The organism is Daejeonella rubra (genome assembly GCF_900103545.1).
GTDB classification, from domain to species: domain Bacteria; phylum Bacteroidota; class Bacteroidia; order Sphingobacteriales; family Sphingobacteriaceae; genus Daejeonella; species Daejeonella rubra.
In genome coordinates, this window is sequence record NZ_FNHH01000003.1 from 115,118 (window position 1) to 127,903 (window position 12,786).

10 protein-coding genes are annotated in these 12,786 nt (G+C 41.4%); all 10 read left to right on the forward strand.

The features are described 5' to 3' along the window. Nucleotides 1–146: 146 nt before the first annotated feature. Nucleotides 147–539, forward strand: coding sequence for an HYC_CC_PP family protein (locus tag BLR27_RS03220; protein WP_143007691.1), 393 nt, complete (start codon nt 147–149; stop codon nt 537–539). 407 nt (nt 540–946) lie between these two features. Beyond that, nucleotides 947–2,227 carry an efflux RND transporter permease subunit gene (locus BLR27_RS18780; RefSeq protein ID WP_090699814.1) on the forward strand — a complete coding sequence of 427 codons (1,281 nt, stop codon included), beginning with the start codon at nt 947–949 and terminating at the stop codon, nt 2,225–2,227. A gap of 1 nt (nt 2,228) precedes the next feature. Next, the gene (locus BLR27_RS18785; RefSeq protein WP_090699817.1) at nt 2,229–4,175 is read left to right on the forward strand and encodes an efflux RND transporter permease subunit; all 1,947 of its coding nucleotides are present in this window, start codon (nt 2,229–2,231) and stop codon (nt 4,173–4,175) included. A gap of 11 nt (nt 4,176–4,186) precedes the next feature. Further along, nucleotides 4,187–5,449 carry a TolC family protein gene (locus tag BLR27_RS03235; RefSeq protein ID WP_143007692.1) on the forward strand — a complete coding sequence of 421 codons (1,263 nt, stop codon included), beginning with the start codon at nt 4,187–4,189 and terminating at the stop codon, nt 5,447–5,449. Between the two features lie 3 nt (nt 5,450–5,452). Continuing rightward, nucleotides 5,453–6,790 (forward strand): efflux RND transporter periplasmic adaptor subunit, encoded by a 1,338-nt coding sequence (locus BLR27_RS03240; protein WP_090699822.1) that lies wholly within the window; start codon nt 5,453–5,455, stop codon nt 6,788–6,790. A 3-nt stretch (nt 6,791–6,793) separates the two neighbouring features. Continuing rightward, nucleotides 6,794–7,942: an efflux RND transporter periplasmic adaptor subunit gene (locus tag BLR27_RS03245; RefSeq protein WP_090699823.1), complete on the forward strand. Its 1,149-nt coding sequence runs from the start codon at nt 6,794–6,796 to the stop codon at nt 7,940–7,942. Between the two features lie 38 nt (nt 7,943–7,980). After that, entirely contained in the window at nt 7,981–10,680 is a 2,700-nt protein-coding gene (locus BLR27_RS03250) for a cation-translocating P-type ATPase (RefSeq protein ID WP_090699826.1), read from the forward strand. A 70-nt stretch (nt 10,681–10,750) separates the two neighbouring features. Then, on the forward strand, nt 10,751–10,969 hold the full coding sequence (locus tag BLR27_RS03255; RefSeq protein WP_090699830.1) for a hypothetical protein: 219 nt from the start codon (nt 10,751–10,753) through the stop codon (nt 10,967–10,969). Then, nucleotides 10,956–11,231 carry a DUF5676 family membrane protein gene (locus BLR27_RS03260; RefSeq protein ID WP_090699833.1) on the forward strand — a complete coding sequence of 92 codons (276 nt, stop codon included), beginning with the start codon at nt 10,956–10,958 and terminating at the stop codon, nt 11,229–11,231. The genes BLR27_RS03255 and BLR27_RS03260 overlap by 14 nt, the downstream gene beginning before the upstream one ends. Before the next feature lie 42 nt (nt 11,232–11,273). Further along, nucleotides 11,274–12,776 carry a thymidine phosphorylase family protein gene (locus BLR27_RS03265; protein WP_090699835.1) on the forward strand — a complete coding sequence of 501 codons (1,503 nt, stop codon included), beginning with the start codon at nt 11,274–11,276 and terminating at the stop codon, nt 12,774–12,776. Nucleotides 12,777–12,786 lie beyond the last annotated feature (10 nt).

Consider the following 12,786-nt stretch of genomic DNA (forward strand, 5'->3'; position numbering starts at 1 on the left):
TTTATATCTATTGATACTGAATTAGTGCTGAGAGTCACTCCTTTTTATGATTCTAGTCATAATATGTAGTGACTAATAATTTTACATTTACTAATAATTTTTACATTTACTAATAATTTTTACATTTAATAATAATTTTTACTCTTGTGAAGAACTTTGCTGTTTTCATATTAGCTCTTTTATACATCACCACATCTTCTGGTGCAATGATAAACATGCACTATTGCATGGGAAAATTGACTGATTGGAGCATATCAAAAAGCAAAGATGTCGCTTGCTCTAATTGCGGCATGAAAGAAAGCGAAAGTAATGGCTGCTGCAAAGACCAACAACAGTTTCTTAAAATTGATAAAGATCAGAAAACTCCCAATACGTCTTATCAATTACCACAGTTTGCATCTAATGCTCTAATCCACAATTCTTTTGAATTAAGTGCTATATATGTTCCTTCATTAATGGAAGGAGACCCACTTGTAAAAGCACCTCCCCGAGTTCAAAATTTGCCTCTTTTTATTCGTAACTGCGTCTACAGGATATAATTCTTGCGGCTATAGCAGAAAAGGGGAGGAATTTAGGTTTTTAGATAATAACAAATTCAAGATACTTAATCCAGCCGACGGATTAATTATTTATGTCTACAAGCATTCGCCCCACTCCCCCAAAGAAACTGCAAAATATTCTCCAATGTACTGTTCAGTCCAGATGGATTTTCTACACCACAGTCTCTGCCTAAAACAACAATTAAAACAGCATTTCTGTGATTATGATCCGCTTTATAAAACGTATAAAGCTGAACTGGATAATTAATAATGAATAAAGCCCTCTGAGACCAGGCGATTTTAAAAAATTAGATCGCAACAACCCTTTATAATTTCAATAAATATAAAATGCTTTCGCGAATAGCCATTCAGGTACATGCTTACATCAAACATTAAATGCAGATGAAATGATCGAAAAAATTATTACCTGGTCAATTAATAACCGGTTTTTTGTGTGGTTAGGGATAGTTATGATCGCCATAGGCGGATTCTATTCCATTAAAAACATGCCAGTGGATGCAATTCCTGATCTTTCTGAAAATCAGGTAATCGTTTACACAGAGTATATGGGCCGTAATCCCAAGATCATGGAAGACCAGATAACATATCCACTGGTTTCCAATTTACAGGGCATACCCAAAATAAAATCTATCCGGGCTGCTTCCATGTTTGGTATGAGCTTCATTTTTGTCGTGTTTGATGATGGTGTTGATGAGTACTGGGCCCGTACCCGAGTTCTTGAGCGACTAAATTATGCGCAGCGATTTTTGCCGCAAGGTGTTACCCCTACTCTGGGACCGGATGGAACTGGCTTAGGCCATGTATTTTGGTATACATTAGATGGAGATGGTTATAATCTTGGAGAGTTGCGGGCATTACAGGACTGGTATGTAAAGTTTGCACTTCAGAATGTGGATGGAGTAAGTGAAGTTGCCTCTTTTGGAGGATTTCAAAAGCTATACCAGGTAACCATTGATCCTCACAAGCTAATCTATTATGGGGTACCTTTAATGGATATTACCCGAGCTGTAACTGCAAATAACCGGGATGTGGGCGGAAGTCTTTACGAAATGAATTCCACCGGATACCTGATCCGGGGACAAGGTTATATAACCGGCCTTGAAGATATAAGAGATATTTCCATTGGTACATATAAATCAATACCTGTTGTGCTCAGTGATGTGGCCGATGTTCAAATGTCAGCTGATTTAAGATTAGGTATAGTGGATGAAAATGGTGAAGGTGAGGTAGTAGGCGGCATTGTAGTCATGCGTTTTGGCGAAAATGCAAAAGATGTGATAGAGCGGACTAAAGTAAAGATGCAGGAGGTAGAAAAAGGCTTACCGGCCGGTGTAAAATTCAAAGCTGCGTATGATCGAAGTGATTTGATTCTGGCATCTATTGATACATTGACCGAATCGTTATGGCAAATGATTGTGATCGTTTCCATTGTAGTAATTATTTTCTTATTCAGTATCCGTAGTGGTTTGATTGCCATTGCCTGCATCCTTTTATCTGTACTTATAGGATTTATCCTGATGCAATTTTTTGGGGTAACCTCAAACATCATGTCACTGGGTGGAATTGCTCTTGCTATCGGCGATGTAGTTGACCCTGGGATAGTAATGGCTGAGAATGCCTACCGTTCTCTGACTAACCGTGTTTTAAAACCTCAAACTGAAGATTAGTATGTCAGTAGATAAAAACAAAAAAGTAAAAGAGCGGATCGGCAATACAAATGAAATTTCCGATGAAGAACGTGTGGAAATAATTAGGGAATCTTCAAAAATGATAGGGCGCTCTGTGTTCTTTTCAGTCCTCATAATGATTATTTCATTCGCACCAATTCTATTTCTTACCGGGCAGGAATTTAAAATGTTTAGCCCCCTTGTTCTGACCAAAACTTTTTCACTTATTGGCGCCGCTATCCTTGCAATTACTGTTGCTCCAATGTTAACAAGGACGTTCATGAAAGGGAAGCTTATACCGGAAAGCCGTAACCCTGTCTCCAACCTATTTATCACCCTTTATAAACCCGTTGCCCGTTTTTGTCTTAACTGGCGCAAAACTATTTTAGCTGCATGCCTGGCGCTGGTGATTGGAAGTATTCCATTAGTAACTAACCTGGGGTCAGAATTTATGCCCCCTCTCGATGAAGGTTCTTTACTTTTCATGCCTGTAACACTTCCTGATGTTTCCAATTCCGAAGCCAAAAGAATTATTCAGTTACAGGATAAAATTATTAAGAGTTTCCCGGAGGTGGAGAATGTACTAGGAAAAGCAGGTAGGGCCAATACAGCTACTGATAACTCACCGATAAGCATGATTGAGACAATAGTCATATTAAAACCAAAGGATCAGTGGCGTAAGGGAATGACCAAAGCAAAGCTGATTTCAGAAATGAATGAAAGAGTTCAAATACCTGGTGTCAGTGTTGGATGGACCATGCCTATAATAAATCGGATAAACATGCTATCTACCGGTATCCGGACAGATGTAGGGATAAAAATATACGGCAAAAACCTCGATAGCATATACAATCTTAGCCGCCAGGTCGAAAGCACTATTAAAGGAATAGAAGGTTTGGCAGATTTGTATGTAGAGCAACTTACGGGAGGCAAATATCTCGATATAAAAATTCGCAGGCGTGACATAGCCCGCTATGGCCTCAACGTAGATGATGTAAATATGGTCATTGAGAGCGCCCTCGGTGGGATGATCCTGACCACAACCGTAGAGGGAAGGGAGCGCTTTAATGTAAACCTTCGGTTAGCGCAGGAATACCGCAACGATATTAATGAAATTGAACGAATCCCAATTCAAACCATGAATTATGGAGTAGTTCCCATTTCAGCAGTTGCTGATGTAAAAATTACAGAAGGCCCGCCTATGATAAGTTCTGAAAACGCTATGTTGAGAGGCACCGTGCTTTTTAACGTCCGCGGAAGGGATATGGGAAGTGTAGTAAAAGATGCCAAAGAACGGATCGATGAGGCCTTTAAAAAGCTGCCACAAGGTTATTATATCGAATGGAGTGGACAGTATGAAAATCAGGTGCGGGCCAACCAACGTTTAAGCATCATCATACCCATCGTTTTTCTGATTATAGCTTTTATCTTATTTATTACTTTTCATTCCTATAAGGCTGTACTCATGGTCTTTGTGAGTATTCCCGTGGCTCTTATCGGGGGTGTCTACTCTTTATACTTTTACAATGTCAATTTCTCTGTGGCAGTTGCTGTTGGTTTTATTGCCCTCTTTGGTGTGGCCGTAAGTACCGGTGTACTCATGATCTCTTATCTCAATGATACCGTTAAAAAATTGGTGCAGGAAAAAGGGAACAATCCACAAGCTATCAGTCTTCCGGCGCTTAAGGAAGCTATTTTGTTTGGGGCCACCCAAAGAGTGCGGCCACTCCTCATGACTGTTCTGGCGAATATCCTGGGTTTGATACCCGTGCTGGTATCAACAGGCACAGGTAGTGACGTAATGAAACCCATAACCATTCCCTTTGTATTTGGGTTGATTACGGCAACTCTTTTTGTATTGATAGTACTGCCGGTCATTTTCAATCTGGTAAAAGAGTGGGAATTAAAAAAGGCTGGAAAGCTCGAGATTATGGAAATAAGTCAATAAAGACCTCTAACATGAAAGTAAAAACTATAATAGCACTATTTCTAAACCTGCTGGTTACGGGTAGTACCATCAAAGCACAGGATACAGTTGCTCTTTCTCTGCCCAATATATTCAAAGAGGTTGATGAATCCTATCCGCTACTACGAGTTTATCAAAACCGGATCAGCAGTATAAGAGCGCTTGCCGAAGGTGCCCGGAGTTGGATGCCGCCCACTGTTTCGGTAGCAATTGACAAGTTTCCCTATCAGTTAAGTATGATCAGGGAAAAATCTGCTATGAACCAGGCGGGCATCATGTTTTCAGCTCAACAAATGATTCCAAACGCTGCCAAGCTCAATGCAAAAAGAGACTTTATTCTTTCACAGCAGGACATATCCAGCAATGAAGCCGAATGGGAAAAGAATGTTCTTCATTATGCCGCCCGGCTTTATTACTATCGCCGTTTCACTGCTGAAAGGAAAATAAAGCTGGTGCATGATTATGAAGGGCTATTAAAGATGCTTGTCAAAACAGCAAGGGATAAATATGTTTACAACCAGTCAGACCTGCCTTCCATCTTTAAAGCTGAAGCTTCTCTTAGTGAGTTGAAAAATATGGAAACCATGTTGCTTTCACAGGTTGCCGAAAGTACTATCGGGATTAATACTCTATTGAGCAGGGATGTGAATACGCCGTTTGTGATTGATTCGCTTTTACAACCAACAGATTATCAGGCCGATTTTGTGAATACCGATGATACTACGTTTTTTAATCGTAGCGATATTCTTGCAACTGAAAGCCGGATACGTTCCATGAAAAGCAGCCTTCGGTTGGCTGCCACAGGTTCTAAGCCTGACTTTGGCATCCAGTTCTCTCACGGGCAGATGTTTGGTATGCCTAACCAATTTTCCCTAATGGGCATGGTTACGATCCCCATTGTTCCCTGGTCGTCGCGAATGTATAAGTCCGAAGTTCGTTCCATGAATTTCGATATTGAAGCCATGCAAAACGAACGATCAACCATGCGTTTAATGACGAGGCAAATGATCCGCGAAAAAATCACTATGCTCAACTTTGAGAACCAGCAGCTGAGAAATTTCGATATCAGCATTTTACCCGCTTACCGAAAAAATCTTGAAAGTAACCTGCTCGCCTATCGTCAGAACACCGGTAATTTTTTTGTGTTACTGGATGCCTGGAACATGCTGCTGATGAAAGAAATGGAACGCATTGATAAACTCGCGCAGGTGTTTGCCATTCAATCAGAATACGAATACCAGCGGGAAAAAAAATAAGTCATGAAAAAAAATATTCTATATACGATCAGGCAGTATTCAATTGCTGCATCTGGTTTCATCATGTTGCTGCTTTTGGCTTCCTGTAGTTCCAACGGGAATCAACAGGAACATACAGGAAACCATGCAACTGAAACCGATACTGTGGTCGGAATGAATAAAAATTCAAAGATGGAAGACCATTCTAATATGGACCATTCAAATGAAAAAGCCAAAGAGCATCAACAAATGGATATGCAGCCAGCCCGGGATACACTGGATGAACTTTACCTGAGTGCGCTGCCCGCCAATCAAAGCGTTATTTCAAAACAATCGGCCGTACCTGTGAAAGACAGTATCCAGCAGTTTACAATTACCGGACAAGGTTACATCACGTTCGACCCAAGGAGGAACCGGAAAATTTCTGTGCGCATCGGCGGACGCATTGAACGCCTTTACGTAAAATACAATTATCAGTATGTACGTAAAGGAGAAAAGATAATGGAAATATATAGCCCTGACTTAAACACATATATTTCCGAATACATTTTTATACGCCAGAAAAGCAATGACCTGGACCTGATGAAAAAAGCAAAGCAAAAGTTATTGCTTCTTGGTCTTTCGAATGCTCAGATTGCCCAAATTGATAAAAACCCTGCTGCGCCCTTTACCATATCCATTTACAGCCCTTTTGAAGGCTATGTACTATTTAATCCATCGGCTGCCAGTAGTGGTATGACTTCCTCTGGTAGCCAGGGGGGTATGGGTGGTGGAATGAATGGCGGAGCGGGCGCATTCACAGGTAATGCCAGTACTTCGTTAGACGATAATTCTATCAGGGAAGGAATGTATGTCAGTAAAGACCAAACGGTATTTTGGATTAATGATTTCCAAACGGTATTGGGCATCGTAGCCTTTTCACATGAAAACGAAAAGATAGCTAAACCCGGATTAGAAGTTGTAGTAAAAAGTGAACTTTTTCCGGGCCAGACCCTTCGGTCAGTTGTCCGGATGGTAGAGCCGGTTTACAGGGGTGCTCAGAAGTTTACACAAGCCCGCCTATATTTTTCCAACCCAAATCGAAAGCTCAAACAAAACTCTCTCATCAGGGCCAGTGCTTTAGTTAATTCGGGCTCTCTGATTGTTCCTGCAAGCAGTGTTTATCATGTGGGAAGCACCGCAATCGTTTGGGTCTTAAAAACAAAAACTAAAGATGGGAGCAACGTTTTTCAGGCAAGAGCAATAAGAACCGGCAACCGAAGTAACGAATACATTGAAGTATTAAAAGGATTGAACAGTAGCGAATTTGTTGCTAAAGATGCTGGCTACCTGGCAGATAGTGAAACCATAATACAATATTAAATTATGAAACGGAACAATATAATAATCATAGCGATTGGGGTGATGGTTTTGTGGGGAATATTTTTAACGGCTGCATGTACGAATGACAAAAAGGTGGCTGAGCAGGAGGAACATACAGAGGCACATGCCGCTCCTGACTCCTCTGGTAAAGAGATCTTATCTCTTACCGACCAGGATGAAAGGCATGCAAATATTAGGATTGATACCGTCAGGACAAAATCAATGGCGGAATTTTCTACGGTATTGGGAACTGCTAATTTTGATCAACGAAAACTCACTGTAATTACTTCGCGGATTCGTGGCAGGCTTGATAAATTATTTGTAAGAAATCCGCAGCAATACGTAAGGGAAGGAGAGCCAATTTATGCCATTTATAGTGAGGAACTCATAGCATACGAAAATGAATTGCTGACTGCCATTCAAATGAAAGCGAACCCGAGTGATTTAAAGGTATCATTTGACCAGCTTATTGAGGCAGCCAGGAAAAAATTGTTTCTGCTGGGACTAACCAACTTTCAAATTGAGCAAATAGAGAAATCTGGTGTTGCCTCAGCCCTGGTTACCTTTTACAGCCCGGTTTCCGGCACCTTAACGGACTTGCCTGTAAGCGAAGGGCAATATGTGGAGGAAGGTACAGCCATGTTCAGTATTGCTGATATGTCGCGACTTTGGATAGAGGCCCAAATGTATGTTAATGAATTGAAGTGGTTAGATGGCGGGGCAGCCATACAGGCAGAATTTGACGCGTTGCCAGGAGAAATATTTACGGTTGTGCCGGTATTTGATAACCCAAGCTTAGAAGCAGACAGTAAAATAAGCCTCGTGAGATTTCAGGTCGAAAATCCTACTAATAAATTGAGGCCTGGAATGATGGCATATATCAGCATCAAAAGGAATGAGAAAAAGACTATGGTGATTCCAAAGAGCTCGATAGTGGTTGGCGAAATGATTTCTGCCTGGGTAAAGACCGCAAAAGGAACGTACGAAAACCGGATGATCCAGTTGGGCATTCAGAATAAAAAAGAAGTAGAAGTGCTTAGCGGTTTAAAAGAAGGCGAATTAATAGTAACCAATGGCGCTTACTTGCTCAACAGTGAGTTAATACTAAAAAAAGGAACTGGAATGCCGGGCATGGAAGGAATGGATATGTAGGGATTAATAGTCTCTAATCAATCAGCTAGCATAATATTATGTCAATCCCTGAAATTATAACGACAGAAACACCTTGGACTTCAAACTATGAAGCAGCGTTGAAGCAGCTTCACGCTGATCCTGAACATGGACTGTCAGCAGCAGAAGCTGTCCGCCGTCTTGACCTTTATGGATATAACAGGATTGAATCCGGAAAAAAGATTAACCCGTTAATGATCATGGTTAATCAGTTTATCAGTCCTTTTATGTTGTTGCTGGCAATTGCGGCAGGGCTTTCGTTCTTCTTTCAGGAGTGGCTGGATGGTATCGCCATTATGGCTGTTATTGTGATCAACGCAGTCATCGGGTTTTTTATGGAATTCCAGGCTGAACGTTCTATGGAGGCGCTGAAAAAACTTACAATAGTTCCTGCGAGGGTACTAAGAGATGGCAGGTTATCTGAAATACCTTCGGAAGAATTGGTGTCCGGTGATATCATATTTATAGAAGGTGGAGATATGGTGACTGCGGATGCCAGGGTCATAAAATCAACTCAGTTACAAACCGATGAATCTGCTTTAACCGGCGAGTCTCTGCCCATTGAAAAGAATGTGTCTGTGCTGCCGGAAAAAACTCCACTTGCCGAACGTTATAACATGCTTTACAAAGGCACGTTTGTTACCAATGGCAATGCCTATGCACTTGTGGTCCAAACAGGCATGCATACAGAATTGGGCACGATTGCCAGCATGGTTCAAAAGGCCGGCCAGGCAGCAACACCGCTGGAGAAAAAGATCCGGTCGTTTAGTAAAAAACTGATCTGGATGACGGTGATCCTGCTGGTTATCATCTTTATCGCTGGGATTATAAACGGTCAAAATTTAGTGCAAATGATGGAAACGTCCATTGCACTGGCTGTTGCAGCTATTCCGGAGGGCTTGCCTATTGTGTCAACATTAGCCCTGGCGTTTGGCATGTTGCGTATGGCAAGGCACAATGTACTTGTTAAAAAATTATCATCAGTGGAAACGCTGGGAGGCACCAATGTAATTTGTACAGACAAGACAGGAACGCTGACTCAAAATAAGATCGAGGCTGCCTTTATTCAAATCAACGAAGGCGCATCAAGAATCAATCTGGATATTGCCGGCGCTTCCATTAAATGGATGGATGGTAATGAAATTGAAGATAGAGCAGCTTATGATCAGCTATGTTGTATTGCCGCTTTATGCAACACGGCTACTTATTATTCTGAAGGTGGTACTGAAAAAGAGTCGGGTGACCCTATGGAAGTAGGATTACTAAAAATGGTCTATTGCGGACACACCAAACAGCTGGACTATATTAAAGAATATCCCAAGCTGGATGAAGTTCCATTTTCTTCTGACACCAAAGTAATGGCCACATTTCATGGTAGTAAACAAGGATATTATATCGCGGCGAAGGGAGCAGTAGAAGAATTGCTGCATTCCTGCACATCGGTATTAGAGGGTAGTGAAGTGGTAGCTCTTGATGAGTCGAAAAGAAACAACTGGCTAAATTATGCCGAACAAAGGGCACAATCAGGTTTGCGAATGCTTGCTTTTGCCTACCGTAATACCAGCGAAAAGGAAAGCTATTTCCTGCATCAACTAACCCTGGCAGGTTTAATTGGTTTCATTGACCCTCCCAGACCCGAAGTTTCACAGGCCATTGCGGAATGTAAATCTGCGGGAATTAAAGTTGTAATGATAACCGGTGATCATCCTGCCACCGCAAAGAATATTGCGCTGCAGTTAGGTCTGGCTAATCAGGAAGATGAAGTGATGCATGGCAACGCTATGAAACCCTATGCGGAGCTTACAGCAGAAGATAAAACGAAGTGGCTGAACACATCGGTCTTTGCAAGAGTTAGTCCGGCACAGAAATTAGACCTGGTGTCCTTGTATCAGGAAAAGAAAATGGTGGTTGGCATGACTGGAGATGGTGTAAACGATGCACCCGCCCTGAAGAAAGCAGATATAGGAATTGCCATGGGACAAAGAGGCACACAGGTAGCTCAGGAAGTGGCCGATATGGTGTTAAAAGATGATGCCTTTTCATCCATTGTACTTGCAATAAAACAAGGGCGGACCATATTCGACAATATCCGGAAGTTCATCATTTTCCTGCTTTCATGCAATATGAGTGAACTTTTTGTTATTGCAACGGCAGCTATCCTAAACTTGCACTTTCAGCTTTTTCCGATACAAATACTTTATATAAATCTTATAACGGATGTATTGCCGGCGCTTGCCCTGGGTGTTACCAAAGCCGCTCCGCACATCATGGAGCGTAAGCCGTTTTCCTCTTCTGAACCCATTATTGACAGGGAACGATGGAAGGCTCTTTTTGTTTATTCGTCTGTAATTGCTATTGCTACAATAAGCGCAGTGTTTGCAAGCCATGGATTATTGCACGCTGATGAAGCCTGGAATACGGATTTATGCAATAACATCCTGTTTTATACCCTTATTTTTTCACAGGTACTACATGTGTTTAATATGTATTTCGAAAGAGGTGTGTCCTTCTTTAAATCAGAGGTGTTTACAAACCGTTACGTGTGGTACGCTGTGTTTGCCTGTACGATTCTGGCCCTTTCAGCATACTGGATCCCAGCGATCCGCGATGTTTTGAAAATAACCATTCATGGCTGGAAAGACTGGAGCATCATCATTGTATTCGCATTCCTCTCACTTTTGATTAATCAACTTCTGAAACGGTTAAAAGTTATTATTTAACCCGTGAATATATGTCAAAATTAACAGAAACATTAAATGCTTAAATTAACAATAACAAATTCTCGAAATTATGAAACACTTTCTTTGGATGATTATCGGATGCGGTATTCCTTTACTGCTCATTTTTTTTGCGCCGGCGCTGGGCCTTGGTTCCGACACTTCGCTGTTCATTTTTATCATCTTTATGTTTGCCTGCCACTTATTGATGCCTATGCATTCTCACGGCAATCACAACCAAAAGCAACAGAATTCAGAAACTACTAAACCAGAAAATCATGAACACCATTAATGTAAGAAAGTTTGGCTTTGCAACAGGATCTACCGCTGCCCTGCTGTATGTGGGTTGTATTTTGGTAATGACCACCGTAGGTCAAAGTGGAACCGTGAAATTTTTTAATAGCATTCTTCATGGGATAGACACGACGTCTATTATCCGGATGAACGTTTCTTTTTGGGAAGCATGTATGGGGGTCATTGAAGTTTTTATTATCGGCTGGCTGGTAGGAGCCTGCATTGCTGCTATTTATAATATCAGTTCAAAATCAGTATGATTTAATAATTAATGGCAGATACTTAAAATATGGAAAGGAAAAATGGAAAACCAATCTAACGTTGTAAAATATAGATATCTCGGAATCAACACACAAAATGAAAGGGTGGTATATATGCATGAGAACTGCCACATTTGTATTTCAGAAGGCTTTGAAGCACTTACCCGAATTAGAATATCGACTCTGGCCGGCTCAATCGTAGCAAGCCTTAATGTGATAACATCAAATCTTTTATTGCATGATGAAATTGGGTTGTCTGATGCCGCGGCAAAGGAACTGAATGTTTCCCCAAATGAAACCCTGTATGTTTCACACTTGGAACCTATTGAATCTTTGGGCCACGTACGGGCAAAAATCTACAATCAGAAGCTGGGCTATAGGGCGTACAATGAAATCATAACGGATATCGTTCAGGGCAATTATTCCAATATCGACCTGACAGCATTTATCACCGCCTGTGCGGGAAACAGGATGGATCTTGATGAAATCACAAGTCTTACCAAAGCCATGATTACTTCAGGTACGCAATTGCACTGGAACCAGGAGATTGTAGTCGATAAGCATTGCATTGGGGGCTTGCCGGGCAATAGAACAACGCCCCTGGTAGTTGCCATTGTTGCTGCTTTTGGCCTTACTATGCCCAAAACCTCTTCCCGGGCTATTACCTCGCCTGCCGGCACTGCAGATACCATGGAAGTTTTTACCAATGTGACACTTTCTCCCGAAGAAATAAAAAAAGTAGTAGCGCAAGAAGGAGGATGTATAGTTTGGGGAGGAACCGCTCAGTTAAGCCCTGCAGATGATTTATTAATAAAAATCGAGAAAGCGCTGGATATTGATAGCGAAGGGCAATTGATTGCTTCGGTACTCTCAAAAAAAGCAGCGGCGGGATCCACGCACGTTGTGATAGATATTCCGGTAGGTGAAACTGCAAAAGTGAGAAGTACAAAAATGGCGCAGGAATTACAGAATCACATGGAAACCATAGGGAATGCAATTGGATTGAATGTCAAAGTAGTAATCACAGATGGTACGCAACCTGTGGGAAGAGGAATTGGTCCTGCTCTTGAAGCCCTCGATATCTTAAAGGTGCTGAAAAATGAAGCGGATGCACCTAAAGACTTGACAGAAAGATCATTGCTTTTAGCTGGAGAACTGTTGGAGCTGTCTGGAAAAGTCGACTCTGGAACTGGATATCAAACAGCGAGGGAGCTGTTGGAATCTGGTAAAGCCTATAAAAAATTTATTGCTATTTGCGAAGCGCAGGGTCACTTTTCACAACCTGTTTTAGCACCTTATAAATTCGAAGTCAGGGCCAAAAAGTCAGGTATTTTAAAAATAATCGACAACAGAAAAATTGCAAAACTCGCCAAGCTTTCGGGCGCGCCTACTGCTAAATCTGCAGGGATCCTTTTAAATGCCCGTCTGGGAGAAAATATTGAAAAGGGCCAGTTGCTATTCACTATCTATGCGGAATCCAAAGGCGAGCTAAACTATGCTCTGGAATATAAGAACTATCACGACAATATTATAACCGTAATCTAAAAACCGTATT

Excerpts from the sequence above, each read along its gene's own strand:
- BLR27_RS18780 (WP_090699814.1), top strand. The coding sequence starts at position 947 with ATGATCGAAAAAATTATTACCTGGTCAATTAATAACCGGTTTTTTGTG.
- BLR27_RS18785 (WP_090699817.1), top strand. The coding sequence starts at position 2,229 with ATGTCAGTAGATAAAAACAAAAAAGTAAAAGAGCGGATCGGCAATACA.
- BLR27_RS03235 (WP_143007692.1), top strand. The coding sequence starts at position 4,187 with ATGAAAGTAAAAACTATAATAGCACTATTTCTAAACCTGCTGGTTACG.
- BLR27_RS03260 (WP_090699833.1), top strand. The coding sequence starts at position 10,956 with ATGAACACCATTAATGTAAGAAAGTTTGGCTTTGCAACAGGATCTACC.
- BLR27_RS03245 (WP_090699823.1), top strand. The coding sequence starts at position 6,794 with ATGAAACGGAACAATATAATAATCATAGCGATTGGGGTGATGGTTTTG.
- BLR27_RS03250 (WP_090699826.1), top strand. The coding sequence starts at position 7,981 with ATGTCAATCCCTGAAATTATAACGACAGAAACACCTTGGACTTCAAAC.
- BLR27_RS03240 (WP_090699822.1), top strand. The coding sequence starts at position 5,453 with ATGAAAAAAAATATTCTATATACGATCAGGCAGTATTCAATTGCTGCA.
- BLR27_RS03265 (WP_090699835.1), top strand. The coding sequence starts at position 11,274 with ATGGAAAACCAATCTAACGTTGTAAAATATAGATATCTCGGAATCAAC.
- BLR27_RS03255 (WP_090699830.1), top strand. The coding sequence starts at position 10,751 with ATGAAACACTTTCTTTGGATGATTATCGGATGCGGTATTCCTTTACTG.